The 17,967-nt window shown below is 39.2% G+C and carries 18 protein-coding genes; 10 read left to right on the forward strand and 8 right to left on the reverse strand.

Going from position 1 to position 17,967, the window contains the following annotated elements; translation table 11 throughout:
- Positions 1 to 127: 127 nt before the first annotated feature.
- The 8 genes from miaB (at position 128) to ABI367_RS10435 (ending at position 8,571) form a co-directional block, all read left to right on the forward strand.
- Positions 128 to 1,594 (forward strand): tRNA (N6-isopentenyl adenosine(37)-C2)-methylthiotransferase MiaB, encoded by a 1,467-nt coding sequence (gene miaB, locus ABI367_RS10400; protein WP_462231210.1) that lies wholly within the window; start codon positions 128 to 130, stop codon positions 1,592 to 1,594.
- A gap of 78 nt (positions 1,595 to 1,672) precedes the next feature.
- On the forward strand, positions 1,673 to 2,917 hold the full coding sequence (locus ABI367_RS10405) for a sigma-54 interaction domain-containing protein (protein WP_462231212.1): 1,245 nt from the start codon (positions 1,673 to 1,675) through the stop codon (positions 2,915 to 2,917).
- 5 nt (positions 2,918 to 2,922) lie between these two features.
- Positions 2,923 to 3,438, forward strand: a complete 516-nt coding sequence (lptE, locus tag ABI367_RS10410; protein WP_462231214.1) for an LPS assembly lipoprotein LptE — start codon at positions 2,923 to 2,925, stop codon at positions 3,436 to 3,438.
- 29 nt (positions 3,439 to 3,467) lie between these two features.
- Complete coding sequence (locus ABI367_RS10415) at positions 3,468 to 4,817, forward strand: hypothetical protein (RefSeq protein WP_462231216.1); 1,350 nt, start codon at positions 3,468 to 3,470, stop codon at positions 4,815 to 4,817.
- A gap of 9 nt (positions 4,818 to 4,826) precedes the next feature.
- A complete protein-coding gene (gene secG, locus ABI367_RS10420; RefSeq protein ID WP_462231218.1) occupies positions 4,827 to 5,189 on the forward strand; it encodes a preprotein translocase subunit SecG in 363 nt (120 codons plus the stop codon).
- Positions 5,190 to 5,434: 245 nt separating this feature from the next.
- Complete coding sequence (gene groES, locus ABI367_RS10425) at positions 5,435 to 5,728, forward strand: co-chaperone GroES (RefSeq protein WP_462231220.1); 294 nt, start codon at positions 5,435 to 5,437, stop codon at positions 5,726 to 5,728.
- 69 nt (positions 5,729 to 5,797) lie between these two features.
- Positions 5,798 to 7,429: a chaperonin GroEL gene (gene groL / locus ABI367_RS10430; protein WP_462231222.1), complete on the forward strand. Its 1,632-nt coding sequence runs from the start codon at positions 5,798 to 5,800 to the stop codon at positions 7,427 to 7,429.
- 356 nt (positions 7,430 to 7,785) lie between these two features.
- On the forward strand, positions 7,786 to 8,571 hold the full coding sequence (locus ABI367_RS10435; protein ID WP_462231224.1) for a mechanosensitive ion channel family protein: 786 nt from the start codon (positions 7,786 to 7,788) through the stop codon (positions 8,569 to 8,571).
- Here the strand turns inward: ABI367_RS10435 and lipB are convergent.
- Both lipB and ABI367_RS10445 read right to left on the reverse strand, forming a co-directional pair.
- Complete coding sequence (lipB, locus tag ABI367_RS10440; protein ID WP_462231226.1) at positions 8,568 to 9,272, reverse strand: lipoyl(octanoyl) transferase LipB; 705 nt, start codon at positions 9,270 to 9,272, stop codon at positions 8,568 to 8,570. The two genes, ABI367_RS10435 and lipB, sit on opposite strands and share 4 nt — an antisense overlap.
- The gene (locus tag ABI367_RS10445) at positions 9,269 to 9,907 is read right to left on the reverse strand and encodes a 4'-phosphopantetheinyl transferase family protein (RefSeq protein WP_462231228.1); all 639 of its coding nucleotides are present in this window, start codon (positions 9,905 to 9,907) and stop codon (positions 9,269 to 9,271) included. The genes lipB and ABI367_RS10445 overlap by 4 nt, the downstream gene beginning before the upstream one ends.
- A gap of 71 nt (positions 9,908 to 9,978) precedes the next feature.
- On the opposite strand from ABI367_RS10445, the gene dcd reads away from it, so the two are divergent.
- Positions 9,979 to 10,515 (forward strand): dCTP deaminase, encoded by a 537-nt coding sequence (gene dcd, locus ABI367_RS10450; protein WP_462231230.1) that lies wholly within the window; start codon positions 9,979 to 9,981, stop codon positions 10,513 to 10,515.
- 48 nt (positions 10,516 to 10,563) lie between these two features.
- On the opposite strand, the gene ABI367_RS10455 is transcribed toward dcd, so the two are convergent.
- Together ABI367_RS10455 and ABI367_RS10460 are read right to left on the reverse strand one after the other, a co-directional pair.
- The gene (locus ABI367_RS10455; RefSeq protein WP_462231232.1) at positions 10,564 to 11,397 is read right to left on the reverse strand and encodes a hypothetical protein; all 834 of its coding nucleotides are present in this window, start codon (positions 11,395 to 11,397) and stop codon (positions 10,564 to 10,566) included.
- A gap of 173 nt (positions 11,398 to 11,570) precedes the next feature.
- Complete coding sequence (locus ABI367_RS10460) at positions 11,571 to 12,380, reverse strand: hypothetical protein (protein WP_462231234.1); 810 nt, start codon at positions 12,378 to 12,380, stop codon at positions 11,571 to 11,573.
- Between the two features lie 99 nt (positions 12,381 to 12,479).
- On the opposite strand from ABI367_RS10460, the gene ABI367_RS10465 reads away from it, so the two are divergent.
- Positions 12,480 to 12,761: an ATP-dependent Clp protease adaptor ClpS gene (locus ABI367_RS10465; protein ID WP_462231236.1), complete on the forward strand. Its 282-nt coding sequence runs from the start codon at positions 12,480 to 12,482 to the stop codon at positions 12,759 to 12,761.
- 118 nt (positions 12,762 to 12,879) lie between these two features.
- Here the strand turns inward: ABI367_RS10465 and ABI367_RS10470 are convergent, their stop codons facing one another.
- From ABI367_RS10470 to ABI367_RS10485, 4 genes are all read right to left on the reverse strand, one after another.
- Complete coding sequence (locus ABI367_RS10470; RefSeq protein ID WP_462231238.1) at positions 12,880 to 13,944, reverse strand: branched-chain amino acid aminotransferase; 1,065 nt, start codon at positions 13,942 to 13,944, stop codon at positions 12,880 to 12,882.
- Positions 13,945 to 14,119: 175 nt separating this feature from the next.
- Complete coding sequence (locus ABI367_RS10475) at positions 14,120 to 14,794, reverse strand: LytR/AlgR family response regulator transcription factor (RefSeq protein WP_462231240.1); 675 nt, start codon at positions 14,792 to 14,794, stop codon at positions 14,120 to 14,122.
- Positions 14,795 to 14,809: 15 nt separating this feature from the next.
- Positions 14,810 to 16,339, reverse strand: a complete 1,530-nt coding sequence (locus ABI367_RS10480) for a TlpA family protein disulfide reductase (RefSeq protein WP_462231242.1) — start codon at positions 16,337 to 16,339, stop codon at positions 14,810 to 14,812.
- Between the two features lie 87 nt (positions 16,340 to 16,426).
- Complete coding sequence (locus ABI367_RS10485) at positions 16,427 to 17,950, reverse strand: sensor histidine kinase (RefSeq protein WP_462231244.1); 1,524 nt, start codon at positions 17,948 to 17,950, stop codon at positions 16,427 to 16,429.
- Between the last annotated feature and the right edge of the window lie 17 nt (positions 17,951 to 17,967).

A 17,967-nucleotide genomic window follows, 5' to 3' on the forward strand; every position in this document is an offset into this window, starting at 1 on the left:
GGGGTACCCGGTTCTGTCGTCATAATGTAACACTATAACATTAAAATACTTGTTTTGTTGATTTGCTGACAATCTGTCACGCAATATTAAAAGTTTATGTATTTTTGCAACTCAAATTTTAATGATAATGATGGATTTGGTTATTCCGGATAAGGTACATGACGAGAGCAGGCAGGGCGAAGCTTTATTGTTAACCCCTGTTGAGGGTAAAAATAATGGCCGCAAACTGTATATTGAAAGTTACGGTTGCGCCATGAATTTTTCGGATAGCGAAATTGTAGCCTCTATTTTGGCCGAACAGGGATTTGAAACCACCGGCGATTATACCAACGCCGATGTGATATTTATTAACACCTGCTCCATTCGCGAAAATGCCGAAACACGGGTTCGTAACCGCCTTAAAGAATTTAAAGAAGCAAAAAGAAAAAACCCCGGTATGGTGGTTGGCGTGCTTGGCTGTATGGCTGAACGTTTAAAAGCTAAATTTTTAGAAGAAGAAAAACTGGTTGATGTAGTTGTAGGCCCCGATGCTTACCGCGACCTGCCTAATTTGATAGACCAGGTTGACGGCGGTCAAAAAGCCGTTAATGTATTACTGTCGCGCGAAGAAACTTACGCGGATATAAGTCCCGTACGTTTAAATAGTAATGGTATAAACGCATTTGTATCTATTATGCGGGGTTGCGATAATATGTGCTCGTTTTGCGTGGTACCGTTTACCCGTGGCCGCGAACGCAGCCGCGATCCGTTTTCAATTGTAAAAGAGTGTACTGATCTTTTTAATTCGGGCTACCGCGAAGTTACTTTGCTGGGACAAAATGTAGATTCATATAAATGGGCCAGCGAGGATGAAACTGAAAGAGTTAATTTTGCTAACCTGTTAGAAAGAGTAGCATTGATAAACCCTGATCTGAGGGTACGTTTTTCAACCTCGCATCCTAAGGATATTACCGATGAAGTATTATATGCCATAACAAAACACGATAACGTTTGCAATTATATTCATTTGCCCGTACAATCAGGTAACAGCCGCGTGCTTGAACTGATGAACCGTACTTATGACCGCGAGTGGTATATAAACAGGATAGACGCAATTCGTCGCATAATTCCTGAGTGTGCTATATCTACCGATGTTATAACCGGTTTTTGCAGCGAAACGGATGAAGAACATAAAGAAACCGTGAGCATGATGGAATATGTGAAATATGATTTTGCCTACATGTTTATGTACTCGGAAAGGCCGGGCACGTTAGCAGCCAAGCGTTATGCTGATGATATACCCGAAGCCGTTAAAGCGGCACGGTTAACCGAGATTGTGGCGCTACAGCAGCAACACTCGTACAGCCGTATGCTGGCGCAACTTGGTAAAGTGCAAAAGGTGCTGATTGAAGGCTTTTCAAAAAAATCAAAAAACGATTATGCAGGCCGTAGTGATCAAAATGCTATGGTGGTTTTTCCGGTAGATGAACGGTATAAACCGGGAATGTATGTAAATGTACTGGCCGAAAGGTGTACTACGGCAACGTTAATGGGGACAATAGTGCCCCCCGACCCCCTAAAGGGGGAGGGTAACAGCTTAACTGGACTTAAATAAATTATAAAACACGTCCAACTCCCCCTTTAGGGGGCTGGGGGGCACCTAAATTATTCCCCCTTTAGGGGGCTAGGGGGTATGGAAATACAAGAAATAAAACAACGCTTCGGAATCATCGGTAACTCGCCGTTATTGAACCGGGCTATAAATATTGCCAACCAGGTATCGCCAACTGATATTTCGGTTTTAATTACCGGCGAAAGTGGTAGTGGTAAAGAAGTTTTTTCGCATATTATACACCAGATGAGTCCGCGCAAACATGGGCCATTTATTGCCGTTAACTGCGGGGCAATACCAGAAGGTACCATTGACTCGGAATTATTTGGTCACGAAAAAGGTGCCTACACAGGTGCCGTTGGCGAACGGAAGGGCTATTTTGAAACCGTGAATGGTGGTACCATATTTTTAGATGAGATAGCCGAAATGCCGTTGGGCACCCAGGCACGATTACTGCGTGTGCTTGAATCGGGCCAGTATATTAAAGTGGGTTCATCAAAGGTTGAGAAAACCAATGTGCGTGTTATTGCGGCTACTAATGTTGATGTGTACGAAGCTGTAAGAAACGGAAAATTCAGGGAGGATCTTTACTATCGTTTAAACACCGTGCCCCTGCGCATACCACCCCTGCGCGACAGGAAGGAAGATATTTATTTGCTGTTCAGAAAATTTACATCTGATTTTACTGATAAATACCGCACCCCGCCTATACAGTTAGATGACGAGGCACAACAGGTAATTATAAACTACTCATGGCCGGGCAATGTGCGCCAGCTAAAAAACATGGCCGAGCAATTGGCCGTGTTAGAGCGCGACCGTATTATTACCGCGCAAACCCTGCTTACCTATATCCCGCAGGAAACAGGAGGGCGTAATTTGCCTATGCGCATTGAAAACCAGCCCAAAGAAGATTTTTCAGAACGCGACATACTATACAAGGTTTTATTTGATATGAAACGCGATATGGTAGAGCTTAAAAAGCTGGTGGCTGATATTATTGAACATGGTGGCGTTAGCGTAAACGCTGCGGCACACTCGCAAACCCTAAAACAGTTATACCGCGATGTTGATTTGCCTGGAAGCACCGACCCGCAATTTACGCTGCAGCAACCCGTTAATGGTACCGTAATAAATAATGGTAATGATACCTATAATTTAACGCATGATGCCGAAGAAGTAGAAGAATCATTATCATTAATTGAAAAGGAATCAGACTTGATACGTAAGGCGCTTAAAAAGCATAAGGGGAAACGTAAGTTGGCGGCAAATGAATTGGGTATATCTGAAAGAACATTGTACAGGAAAATAAAGGAACTAAATTTATAGCAGGTATGAAGAGAACATGGGGATTGCTGATTACGATGGGTGCTTTAATATTGTTATTTCAGTCATGCAGTATAAAATTAAAAAGTGAGTCAATACCGCCTGAGATGAAAACAATTAACGTATCGTTTTTTGAAAATGATGCGCCACTGGTGGTAGGTAACCTAAGCCAGTTATTTACTGAAGCTTTAAAGGAGCGTATACGGTCGACCACAAATTTAAGTATAGTAACGCGCGAGGGTGATGCCAGCCTTTCGGGGTCAATAACTGATTATCGTTACGGGCCTATATCAATACAAGCTACACAGGCTAATAAGGCGCCTATAGCGGGTGCGTCGGCATTGACAATTACGGTAAAAGTTAAATTTAATTATGACGCTAACAAAAAAATAAGCTTTGACCGGTCATTCACCAAATCATTAAATTACACCGGCGACCTTTCATCGCAGGAACAAACGCTTATCCAGGCTATAAACAAACAGCTAATAGATGATATTTTTAACGCGGCCTTTAATAATTGGTAACCATTTTGTAGCTTCAGCGTGTGGAACAATTGAGTAATATAGATAATGGTTTATTATGGAAGGCATTGGCCAGCCCCGTTAATACGCTTGCAGAGGATGCCGCCGGTATAGAAACGCTTGTTAATAATTTTCCACAAAGCGGGTTATTAAGGGCATTGCTTGCTGCTAACGGGCATGAGCAAAATGTAAAACATGCCGCCGCTTATTTTGACCCTGCCGCTTTATACAAACTGGTTAATATGCCTGATAGTCTGTCGGTTGTTTTGCCAGCGCAGATAATATGGGCAGATAATACTAATACTTTACCGGATACAGAAGAAATAATAGCCCCGGTATCTGAAACCGAAGATGAAACTTTTGTTGATCATTTCTCAGACAATACAGAGCCGGAAGAAAATAATGAGGATATGCAGGCCTATAATGATATTGACCTGCCGGTAAATGACAATAATTTGTTAAGCGAGGAGATACCAACTTATACTCATCAACCCGAATTACCCAACATTGAAGAAACCACTGAGGATAATGAAGAAGAGGTATTGAACAATCCGGAAGAAGTTAACATGCATCCTGATCCTGGTTATACTTTAGATAAAGCCGAGTTTTTTCATCAGGATATTGACGACGATGTTTATGACGAGATTGTTAGTATTGAAGATATTAATTTAGGGCAGCTAACAGCTCATGCTCAACACGAGCCTGTTGAAAGCGAACCAGAAAGTATTATTCCTGAAGAAAAGGTTAACCAGATACCGGCAAATGATCATTTTGTAATTGATAAAACATTTACACATAAACAGCCAGATACCAATATAAGTGCCGTTATTACCCAACCAAGAAGCCTTCATATTGAAAACCAGGAACTATCAAGGTACAATGACGATAAAATGCCTTATAGTTTTATGTGGTGGTTAGATAAAACACGTAAAGAATATGCCAGTACCTATCAGCCGTATGTTTTTAACGCCGGCCCCGCCCAGGCGCAGGTACAAACCAAAAATGTGGTTGATGAGTTACAGCAACAGTATGTTGAAAACATATTTAATTTAAATGCCATAGAGGAGCTGGAACGCAGTACTGCAAAAAAAGAAATTAAATTTAGTGCGGATAAAAAAGAAGACCGCATAATAAAACGCTTTATACAAACCGAACCTCAAATTAAGCATCCAACCGGGATAAGACTGGATAATGAAAATAAAGCCAAAAAAAGCTCGGAAGACGCTGACGAAATAGTAACCGAAACACTGGCGCGTATTTATACCGAACAAATGCTGTATCCAAAAGCTATAAGTGCCTATAAAAAATTGATGTTGAAATTTCCGGAAAAAAGCCTTTACTTTGCCAGCCAGATTGAACAGATAGAAAAGAAATCAAATTAATATAAAGAAATGTATTTAGTTTTAATAATTATAACCGTTATTGTATGTGCCCTTTTAGGCATGATCGTATTGATACAAAACCCTAAGGGCGGTGGTCTTACTTCTAATTTTTCAAGCCAATCGCAACTAATGGGTGTGCAAAAAACCGGCGACTTTTTAGAAAAAGGTACCTGGGTATTAGCCATCAGCTTAATGGTATTATCGCTTTTAATTAATGTAGCGGTAAAAAGCGGCGTATCATCCACTACTAATGGGTCGCAATATGAGGAGCAAATTAAAAAATCATTAAAAGCTCCGGCATCATCATCGTCAACGGCACCATTGTTACCCGGAACTGCAGCGCCAACACAAGCACCGGCTCCTAAAAAATAATTTTAACGATAAGCATAAAATAAGGCTCGGAATATATTCCGGGCCTTATTGTTTTTTGTATTTTATACTGACACGTTGGCATTATACATTAAGACTGTATAAACTATAAAAACCCCCATTTACATAAATCTGACAATACAACAGTAATATATGTCAATAAAGGCATTTTATGTGGCTTGGCATAATTGATGTTGAAGGGCAAGCATTAACACAAACTTTTTTATAAACTCAAGAATTATATAATTATGTCATTAAAAATTAAACCTAGCGCAGATAGGGTAGTAGTTGAAGCTGCCGCTGCAGAAGAAAAGACCGCTTCGGGCATCATTATCCCTGATACAGCTAAAGAAAAACCTCAAAAAGGAACTGTAGTAGCTGTTGGTCCGGGTAAATATGCTGATCTGTCTGGAGTGCTTATCCCAATGGCTTACAAAGTAGGCGACGAAGTTTTATATGGCAAATATGCAGGTACCGAAATTACTGTGGATGGTAAAGAATACCTGATTATGCGTGAATCTGATATTTTCGCAGTAATTTAATTAATGTTGAATTGTTGATACGATCAATCATTAATTCAATAAATCACTAATTCAAAATTAAAAAATACGATGTCAAAACAAGTTAAATACAATGTTGAAGCGCGCGATGCCTTAAAAAGAGGTGTTGATATTTTAGCGAACGCTGTAAAAGTAACGTTAGGTCCTAAGGGACGTAACGTAATTATTGATAAGAAATTTGGTTCGCCAATAATTACCAAGGACGGTGTAACCGTTGCTAAAGAAATTGAATTAAAAGATGCTTTAGAAAACATGGGTGCCCAAATGGTAAAAGAAGTAGCCTCAAAAACTGCTGATATTGCCGGCGATGGTACTACTACTGCAACTGTTTTAGCGCAAGCTATTGTTACTGCAGGTATAAAAAACGTAGCCGCAGGCGCAAATCCAATGGATTTGAAACGCGGTATTGACAAAGCCGTTAGTGCTGTTGTTGCTGATTTGAAAAAACAATCACAAACAGTTGGCGAAGACAATAACAAGATCAAACAAGTTGCCTCTATATCGGCTAATAATGATGAGCTTATCGGTTCGTTAATTGCCGAAGCAATGGGTAAAGTTGGTAAAGATGGTGTTATTACTGTTGAAGAAGCTAAAGGAACCGAAACCGAAGTTAAAACTGTTGAAGGTATGCAGTTTGACCGTGGTTACCTGTCTGCTTACTTTGTAACCAATACTGATAAAATGGAAGCAGAACTGGAAAACCCTTATGTGCTTATCTACGATAAAAAAATATCTTCAATGAAGGAGTTACTTCCTATTTTGGAGAAACAAGTGCAAACCGGCAAACCATTATTAATTATTGCTGAAGATCTGGATGGCGAAGCACTATCAACTTTAGTAGTAAACAAAATACGTGGCTCGCTTAAAGTTGCTGCCGTTAAAGCTCCAGGCTTTGGTGATCGCCGTAAAGCGATGTTAGAAGATATTGCTACCTTAACTGGTGGTACCGTAATATCTGAAGAACAAGGTTATAAATTAGAAAATGCTGAACTGAGCTACTTAGGTACTGCTGAGAAAGTATTAATTGATAAAGACAATACTACGATCATTAACGGTGGCGGTAACTCTGACGATATTAAAGGTCGTGTAAACCAGATCAAATCTCAGATGGAATCTACCACATCTGATTATGATAAAGAAAAATTACAAGAGCGTTTAGCTAAATTATCAGGTGGTGTTGCTGTATTATATGTTGGTGCAGCTACCGAAGTTGAAATGAAAGAAAAGAAAGACCGTGTTGACGATGCTTTACACGCAACCCGTGCCGCTGTTGAAGAAGGTATAGTTGCAGGTGGTGGTGTTGCTTTCATCCGCGCTGTTGAAGCTTTAGCTGACCTTAAAGGATCAAACGAAGACGAAAATACCGGCATCCAGATTATTCGTCGTGCTATTGAAGAGCCATTACGTCAAATTTGCGAAAACGCAGGTATTGAAGGCTCTATCGTAGTACAAAGAGTTAAAGAAGGTAAAGCCGACTTTGGTTACAATGCACGTACGGATAAATACGAAAACTTAATTGGTGCAGGTGTTATTGACCCTACTAAAGTAGGCCGCGTAGCCTTAGAGAATGCAGCTTCAATTGCAGCTATGTTGTTAACAACAGAGTGTGTATTGGCTGATGATCCTGAAGAAGCACCTGCCGGTCCAATGGGCGGCGGTGGCGGCATGGGCGGTATGATGTAAGCCCCCTAACCCCCTAAAGGGGGAATAATAAAACTTTAAACCCTTGTCTGTTATTTCAGACAGGGGTTTTGTTTTTGTATACTATGTGTAAAGTCATGCAAGCGTAAACACACGGTCATTGTTTAATCAAATGATTAATTTTTGAATTTAAAGCTTGTATTTAGGCTTATTTTTGTAATCAAATACTGATGATCATAAACAAGGCACAACAATTGAATACATTATCACATGAAACATTTAACAGATACCACCAGGCATATACGCTCAACCATAGTTGATTGGGTGTTGTTTAAAGGCCCCGAGCTGTTTATAACTATTTACGGAAAATAATAATTGTTAACTTCGTAGCTTGAATTATGAAGCTACAGGAATTATATGATCTGGCCTATAAATGGCTTTTAATAAACGGCTCCAAATCACTAATAGGTTTTATAATACTATTAGTAGGGCTAAGGCTCATCAAAGTTTTCACGGTTCGCATACGCGGCAGAATGAGCCGCCGACAGGTACACTCTTCACTACAACCATTTTTTCTTAGTCTGGCCATTACGGCATTATATGTATTGCTTATAATACTGGTATTAAACATTATCGGTTTTCCGCTGACAATGTTTAGCACTATTTTAGGTGGTTTTACAGTTGCGGTTGGTTTAGCGTTATCAGGAACATTTCAAAACTTTGCCGGTGGTGTGCTCATCCTACTTTTAAAGCCCTTCCAACTGGATGATAACATTGTTGCCCAGGGCCAGGAGGGCCGTGTAATATCTATACAGGTGTTTTATACTGTATTAATTACTGCTGATAATAAAACTATCATCATCCCTAACGGTAAACTGTTTAACGAGGTAATAGTAAATATTACCCGCGAGGGCAAACGCCGACTTGATTTTGAAGTGAAATTAGGTTATTATGTAGATATTGATCAGGTAAAACAAATAATGCTGGATACGGTAAATGCCGCCCCGGGCATATTACCCGACCCAGCCATACGCGTAGGCGTTATAGGTTTAGAAGTTGATTGTATACGTTTTACCATCAATGCCTGGGTGCAACCAGCCGATTATTTAAATGCAAAAATAGCCCTACAGGAAAACATCCTAAAAAATTTGAAAGCTGCCGGGGTAAGGTTATTAGGTACCTAAGCAATTAACTCCATACCAAACAAGGTTACAATATGCTGTTGCAGTTTTAACTGTACCTCGTTCATGTCAATTGGTTTACCTAATTCTTTTTGCAGGGTAGTAACAGCCTTATCGCTAATACCACAGGCCACTATATTGTTAAAGTAATTAAGATCTGCATTTACGTTTAGCGCCAGGCCATGCATAGTTACCCATCGGCTGCAGCGTACACCCATGGCACTGATCTTTCGTGCACGTGCATTATCGCTGTCAAACCAAACACCGGTATAGCCCTCATAACGGCCCGCTTGCAGGCCATAATCGGCAAGGGTTAAAATTACGGCTTCTTCCAGCGTGCGCAGGTATAGGTGTATATCGGTAAAAAAATTATCAAGGTCCAATATCGGGTAGCAAACCAATTGGCCCGGCCCATGATAGGTAATATCGCCGCCACGATTAATAGGATAATAAACAGCATTTTTCTCCTTTAGCCCGGCATCATCTAACAATAAGTTTTCGGGCTTGCCACTTTTACCCAAAGTGTAAACATGCGGGTGCTGGCAAAATATTAAATAGTTGGGTGTAATAGCGCTTTCATCCGGATGTTCGCGCAGGTTGATCTTTAATTTAATGGTATCGGCAAATAGGGCCTCCTGTTTATCCCACGCTTCTTTATAGTCAATAAGCCCCCAGTCAAGCACAGTTACTTTTTTATTTTTCATCCTTTCACGTATCCAATCATGTAGTCCTCGTACTGCAAATATCCCACTTTATAATCAATAGCTACTTCGCCTTTTTGCAAGCGGGCGCTCACTTCTCCTTTGTCAGCATAATCAAAAGGCTGCAATGCAATATTATCTAAAAACGAGATTGCTTTTTGCCCGAAGCATTTATAAACCGCCTCTTTGGCGCACCAGCAAACATATAGCTGTTGTATTTTATGGCCGCTATCAATGCTGGCAAGTTCCTGCGGGCGCATAAACTTATGGGCTATACGCTCAACCTTTTCCTTCACATGCTCAATATCAATGCCTACAGGTGCTTTTTTACTGATCATTACTGCAGCGTAATCAAATGAGTGGCTAAATGAGATATGATAGGGTAGTGTTACCAGGTAGGGTTTGCCATGCTCATCTACTTTGCAATCAATATACTCGTCAGTAAGCAGCATTTTACGTAATAGTACCCTCGTGCCCAGCCAATGCAGGTTACGTTTGCCGTTACTTATTTGTTCAATAAAATTTTTTTCGCCTTCGTCTAACTGTAGCTGGTTGTATAGCTCGTCTGCTTTTTCCTCAATCTTCCAGAGTGCAAACTCTGTATCATCATCAACGCGTTGCCGGTATGCTATAGCCATAGGGTAAAATTGCAAAAAGGATAGCAAACTTATGTCAATTAATTCTAAATTTAGCCCAACATCCCCAAAGCATGATATTATCTGATAAACGTATCCTTGAAGAAATTGAAAAAGGCCATATAATTATTGAACCTTTTAAACGCGAATGCCTGGGTACAAACTCCTACGATGTACATTTAGGTAAACACCTGGCCACTTACCGTAACCGGGTGCTAGATGCAAAAGTACATAATGAGATAGACGGCTTTGAGATACCTAAGGAGGGTTTTATATTACAGCCAAACACATTGTATTTAGGTGTTACCATGGAGTACACCGAAACCCATAAACATATTCCGTTTTTAGAGGGAAAATCAAGCACCGGCAGATTAGGTATTGATATACATGCTACGGCCGGTAAAGGCGATGTAGGCTTCTGCAATACCTGGACACTTGAAATATCGTGCAGCCAGCCGGTAAAAATTTATGCGGGTATGCCAATTGGCCAACTCATATATTTTGTTGTTGAGGGGGATATAGAAACCCTTTATAATCAAAAGGCTGATGCCAAATACAATAATCCCACTACCCGACCGGTAGAAAGCATGATGTGGAAGAATATTTTTTAACCTATTTATCTTGCCTCATTTACGTACAATAAAAGTGGTGCAACTTTGTTAGTTATTTGCTAAACTAAATTTACCCCAAAAGTCTATTGCCTTTGATATTTCTATATCACTTTGAGGTGCTGCCCTGGGTATGTTAGACTGCCTTGAAATGCTATTGCGCAAAGCTGCTTCAATATCAGCGGTAGATGGCGGACCACTACCGGCAGGCACCTTAACAAGCACAGTTGTTGTCATGATGGTATGTCCCATTGACACCGGCCCCCCGGCATCATGTATGGTAACTGCGTTGAGTTTAATATTAAACGACCAATCATTTTTAATCAGTTCGGCAGCATGAAATAACTCCAGCGGTACAGCTTCTTCATATACTAAATAGTCATTATCATCAAAATTAATAGCTGTTTGTATTTTAAAGGCGTTTTCCACATTGATCTGGTTTTCCTCAACGTCTTTAAATCCTTTAATACCTATTTTTCTTAATTTGGTAATATCAGCCCGCAATCTTTTTTCTTCAAGGGTGTTAGCGGGACGGTTAATTGCTTCAACGCCGCTTACCGGAAAAGTAACCGAGAAGGCTGATTTTTTGCGACCTTTTGTGTCAATAGAGAAAGTAATACCCGATGCTAAAATAGCATTTTGTTGTACCAGGTCATTAGTTTTAACTACCAGATACAGGTTGTTTTTATCATTTGCAATGGTGTAGTGTATATTTTTTTCGGCGTTATAATAGGTTAAACTATCGCCCCATTCCTTACTATCGCCATCAATAATTACAGCATTTACCGGAGTTTTTAAGTCAAGAGTTTCCTGAGCATAAACGGCAGCAGCTAAAAGTAGTTGCGCGCTTAAAATTCCTATTAAAAAGGTTGAAGTTTTTTTCATGTAATCCGGTTTAATTAAGTTAAAATGAAATTAACTTATAGTAGTGATGAAACCAAATATATAACTACATATTTAGTAAAAAAATATAATAGCAGGTGCGATAGTTACGTAGCTAAAAAATAATGCCCACCTGTTTAGGTCGGCATTATTAAATAAAACTGTATAAATTTTAATTATTGTGCTTTGACTAACGTTATTTTGCCCCAAAAATCAATTGGTTTTTGTTCAGCTTCGGCATTTGCGCCCTTTGGAACACCGCCACCAACATTTACACGACCACCAGCTGGACGGCCAGTACGACCTCCCCCGCCGGCAAAGCTAGGTACACCGGCCATTGAAATCTCGCTACCCATGCTGTTCATTTCGGGTTTCACGGGCGGGTTCAACTTAATATTAAATGTCCAGTCACCTTTTGCTAATTCGCCTGCATGAAAAAGATTCAGCGGAATAGCTTCTTCATATATCATATATCCTTTATCATCAAAACCAATGGCAATATTTATTCCAAAAGCATTTGATAAAGCTATATCATCGTCACTGATATCTTTGAAGCCTTTTACACCTATCTTTCTAAAATTTAGTAAACCCGCTCTCAGCTTATTTTCTTCAAGGTTCGGGGTACTATGTTTCATGTTTTCCTGCCCACTTTCGGGAAAAGTAACTGCAAAACCAGACTTTTTACTGCGACCCTTAACATCTATGCTAAAAGTTACTCCTGATGATAATATGAAATTTTGTTTTCCCAGATCATTGGTTTTTATAACGAGGTAAATGTTTTCTTTATCATTAGCGATAGTATAATTTATTTTATTTTCAGCATTATAATAACTTAAGCTATCTCCCCACTCCGTGTTGATACCATCAATGGTTACGGCTGTTGCCGGAGATTTTAAAGCCAGTACAGTTTCCTGGGCGTAAGTTGCACCAGCAGAAATTATTTGCATGCCTACTGCGCATAACAAATACGAACAAACTTTTTTCATGATATTGGGTTTAATTGGAAGTTTAAAAGGTTGAATTTAAATTTTTATAACTGCACATTAAAATTTTTATCCTGTTTTTGAGTAATTTTGTAATTACACATGCCAACAGAAACCCAGGAACAAACCTTTACCCTCGAAGAATTATTAGTAGGGCTTAAAGAAATACATCGTTTAATTTTATGGAATGACGATATTAATACTTTTGACCATGTTATATATTGCATGATAAAGTACCTGGATTATTCAGAATCGCAAGCCGAAAAAATCGCCTGGAAAGTACACAACGAGGGTAAGTGCGCCGTATTAGAAGGCTCATTTACCGAAATGGAAATTTATCGCAAAATTTTACAGCAGGAAATGCTGACGGTGAGTGTGGAGTAGTGATTAGTTAATCAGTGATTAGAAATTAGTATTTTAGTAAATAGAATACAAAAGGCAGCCTGATTATTAGGCTGCCTTTTGTATAGTTACTAATCACTGATAAACTGATCTCTAATCACTAAACAACAAAATTCCACCCGTGTGTGTCAGGGGTGTTGCCATATTTTATATCATTTAAGGCTTTTAAGGCCTTTTGTGAAAACTCCCGTTGTTTCGGGTCTATCAGCGTATATTCCTCGCCATTATGGCTAATTGAGCCCACTGATGCAATGGTAGCCGCAGTTCCGGCGCCAAAGGCATCTGTAAGTTTGCCATTTTTAGCGCCCTCAATTATTTCGGCTACGGATACTTTACGCTCCTCAACCGGGAAACCCCACTCGCGGGCCAGCGCAATAACCGTATCGCGGGTTACGCCATCTAAAATGGTATCCTGTGCCAATGGGGTTATTAACTTGCCATCCAGTACAAACATTACATTGGCGGCACCCATTTCTTCAATATATTTATGCTCTTTAGCGTCTGTCCATATCAACTGGTCAAAGCCTTCTTCGGTAGCTTTACGTGCTGGTAACATGGATACACCATAGTTGCCCGATGATTTGGCATAACCCATACCACCTTCGGCAGCGCGGGTGTAATGTGTTTCAATTTTTACCCTTAATGTTTTTGAAAAATACGGGCCAACCGGGCAGGTTAACACCATGTATTTATAAGTTTTTGAAGGGGTTACCCCTAAAAATTTATCAGTAGCAAACATAAACGGCCTTATGTATAACGAGTGGTTGGCTTCTTGCGGTATCCAATCTCTGTCTAAATCAACTAATGCAGCAATGCTTTGTAAAAACACTTCTTCGGGCATGGCTGGCATACACAAACGCTCGGCTGATTTATTGAATCTGGCGGCATTTTTTTCCGGACGGAAAATAGATACCGTACCATCATGATGCTTATATGCTTTTAATCCTTCAAAAAATGATTGTCCGTAATGTAATGCTGATATACCGGGACCGACCAGGATATCACCATAAGGGACAATTTCAAAATTCTTCCACTCACCATCTTCAAAATCAGCCACAAACATGTGGTCAGAAAATATATGGCCAAAGGGTAAATTACTAAAGTCCGTTTGCTCCAAACGAGAACTTTTTGTCTTGGTGATCTTAATGTCAAGCGTATCGGTCATGGCTTTACGTGTTTAAAAATTCAGAACTTGCAATTTACCTAAATTTGAATTGTATTGCCAATAATTTTTACTGGTAAATAGTAAATTTTAGTTAATAAAATATATTCCATACATCATTTGGTATACGGGCAAAAATGTGCCGTTAGTGTGGTTTATACACTATATAATGCGTATATTATTTTGCGGGGATAATGCTTTGATAGGGTACGCTTACCGGCAAAATGCTGCCATTAACCAGCAATTGGTGCCTTTCTATTTTATTAATCTTGTTTAAAGCCACTATAAATGAGCGGTGTATGCGTGCAAATTGCTTAGCCGGCAATAAGGTTTCCACCTCCGTTATCGTCATCCGCGAAAGGATGGTTTTGTCTTTCAATACAAAATTTACATAGTTGCCGGTAGCTTCCAGATAATAGATATCTTCAAAATTTACGCGTATTTGCTCATAACCTGTTTTTAAAAAAAGGTAGTCCTTTTTATCAGCTGTGCCTCGTAGCGTATAAATTTCATTGGCCTTATTGCAGGCTTTAATAAATCGTGCCAGCGAAAACGGTTTCAGCAAATAATCAACCGCGTCCAGTTCAAAGCTTTCCACCGCGTGTTCTGAATAGGCGGTAGTAAAAATAACCATCGGCCTCTTACTAAGGCAACTCAGCAGATCCATGCCCGAAATGTCCGGCATTTTAATATCCAGAAAAATCAAATCAACAGGCTCATGCTGCAAAAATTCAATGGCCTTAAAAGCATCCGTAAACTCGGCTTTCAATTCAATAAACCCCACTTTAGATGCGTGCGATCGCACTACATCTAAAGCTATGGGTTCATCATCAATGGCAATGGCGGTTAACATACAATAAATGTAGGTTTATTTATTCAATACATTTTCTATCTGGCTGTATAAGGCTTCCCTTTCGCTGGGCCTGCTGGCATCCTTCACCGCTACTTTACCCTCCCGGTCAAAAATTATATAAGTAGGATATTTTTGTTGGCTGTCAATCACACCAAGTTCGTTCCACAGGGGCCCCATCTGGTTGCGCGTCCTGCGCACGTGCTCAGCAGGGATATTGTTGATTAAAATAAAGTCGCGCCATATCTCGTCATCTTTATCTTCTTCTAACGCGATATTTAAAAATATCACATCTTTATCTTTAAAGCGGGCTTTTAAAGGCTGGTCATACGCCAGTTCTGCTATGCAGGGCGGGCATTGGGTATACCACATATCAACCAAAACCACTTTACCTTTATAGGGTGCCATTAACTCTTTTAATGAGGATATACTTTTATAATCGGGCCGTATCCTAATGTTTAAATTATGGGCGTATTGGTCTCTTTCTTTTTTTAAAGGGATAAACATTTTTTCAGCAGCTGCGATATACTGCTCATTGGTTAAATTACCCTTTATAAAATACAATAGCTTATCTGCCGACTGTAACTGGCTCGACATGCAAAAATTAAACATCAGGTTGGTTAATTGCTTTTCCCAGGCATATTGTGGTGCAGCCGCAGTTATACGTGTTGTAAAAGCGTATTCCTCGTTGCCATCTTTTTTTATTTCATTAAGCAAATCATCATAATCAATACCGGTACTGGCTTTAAGTATTTCATTAGCTTTTACTTTATCAGGATTGGCATTATAGGTGTAAATACCTTTCCATGATTTAAACCTGAAGTATTCATTTAAATAAAGATTAGCATATAAGCTACCGTCCAATTCATTCTTAGTAGGGAGGCCAAATTTTTTAAGTACGGTATCAATAAAATGCAGGTTAAAGTTTGCCCGGTTTTTACGGTTATTTAGCCAGCTGCCTACATTAACCGATACCGCATCGGCATATTCATATCTTACCTCAGTTGCAATTATTTTTTTTGTTGATGCCGGTAAATTTGATTGGTTAACCAGTTTTTGTGTGCTATCCAAACTATGCATTATAGCCGGTACTTTATATTGAACAACTGAATCAACAGGCCATGTTGCATAGGAGTTTTTAACTTTTAATTCTTTAACAAACGGAAGTTCTGTCACTTCCAAATTTAGCTTTTGTATCAGATCGTTCTCCGGTTTGGCTTTCCCGGCAAAAGCAAATATTGGCGAAGCGCTGTTATTTATAGAAACATATAATGGTCTACCCGGACTAAGTAATAAATATTGTTTAGCCGATTTGTAGATGAGCATTATAAATTTGGGAGTGTGGTAGGGGTAAGCTGTATGAAATTTACCAGCTACATCAGTTTTTAAATAAACAGAGTTTTTTGCCCAATAATTACCATCATAGGATAGATTCACTTCTACCGAGTCACCCTTGACTGAACCTTTAATATTGCCTGTAAGTAGTAGCTGGCCCATGCTCATTTTAGTGCAAGCCAGTAATAAAATAATAAGTTGTAATTTTTTCATTTCGTTTAAGTTTTATAGCGCAAAGTAGGTACATGCACCTGTTTGTTAAAGCAAATGGGACGGAACCAAGAAATGGTGGGATGAATATTAAAGCTGAATGGTAAGATGTATAAAAAACTCTTTCGCGCTTTCGCGGATCACCAGGTCATGGCGGTTGGGATACAGCAATTGCAAACGCTGTTGTATATTTTTTAAGCCAATGCCGCTTTTGTCTTTTTCAGGATCGGCGCCGGATTTGGGATGTATGGTGTTGGTTACATCAAAAAGCAATTCGCTATCGCGCTTATGCAGTGTTATTTTTATGTGCGATGGTTGGCGCAGGCTTATGCCATGTTTAAAAGCATTTTCAACAAAAGGGATAAGCAGCATAGGCGCAATTTGCAGGCCGTTTGGCTGCTCATCAATTTGTATATCAATAATAATATCAGGCGAAGTTTGTGTACGCAGCTTTTGAAGATCAATATAATTATTCAGGTAGTCAATTTCACGTGTTAATGATATTTGTTCCTGTACGTTTTCCTGCAGCATAAAGCGCATCATATCCCCCAGTTTTTGTATGCCTGTGCCAGTGCGGTCAGCATTTTCTTGCAAGGCAGTGCCGTAAAGCGTATTTAAGGCGTTAAATAAAAAATGTGGATTTATCTGCGAACGCAAAAAATCAAGATTAGCATTTGACTGCCCCAGAGCGGTTTTAAGCCCTGTTATTTCTGCGAATTTTGATTGCCGGTAATGGTAAACAAACCAAGTTGAGGTACTTATAATAACAATATGTAAGGCTATGCAAAAACTGATAAGCAAAAACACAATTGATAGTTTGGATACCCCAATCATCAAACTATAGCCAACGCATAGTAAAATAATTATAATAACCGCAATAAGGGTTAACCGGTATAGATAATACCAAAAATCTTTTTTTTTGCTTTTTACTATGGGGATAAGCTTCCCATAAGCATAAGCATAAACTGGTATGGCCGGTAATACAATAACCACCCACATAATTCGGTAATCATCTGCCAGGCCGGGCATATTTAACAGAAGTTGGATGGCTGTCCAAAAGGTTATTAGTATAATAACATCTTCAATTGTGTTGATGGCGTGATTACTAAACTTAAATTTATTAACAGCTGAATAAAGACTGTATTTGAGTAAAGTATAAATTGCGTAAGTAAAATAGATCCAAAAAACGGCAGTAAAGCTTTTTGAAAAAATTTCTGAAACTATTGGCCCGGACGGATTGCCCCCATAAAACAGGTAATTTTTTACGAGGATATCTGCAAGTCCCCAAACAACACCTGTCAGTAAGAGCAAACCTATACCTAATGCAATATTTTTGATGGGTTTTACATTAGCCGCGAGATTTTTAACTATAATAAAATGTAACAGCAAATAACAACCGTAAAGGCTTACATATTTTAATGTGAAGGGTAAAAAGTAATTGGTAAAATAAGAATAAACTAAATGCCGTGATTCAAAATCATATTGATGAATATTTTCATTATAGGTTTGTGGATTAGCAATCACATTTAACAAGTAAAATATAGCAATAAGCGCTAATATGGATATCAGCCATAATTCGACTTTATTGATAAATGAAATTTTTAACTGGTTCATGGTTGCAGGTTTAAATA

The sequence above is a fragment of the Mucilaginibacter sp. genome, from assembly GCF_039935595.1.
Classification (GTDB): Bacteria; Bacteroidota; Bacteroidia; order Sphingobacteriales; family Sphingobacteriaceae; genus Mucilaginibacter.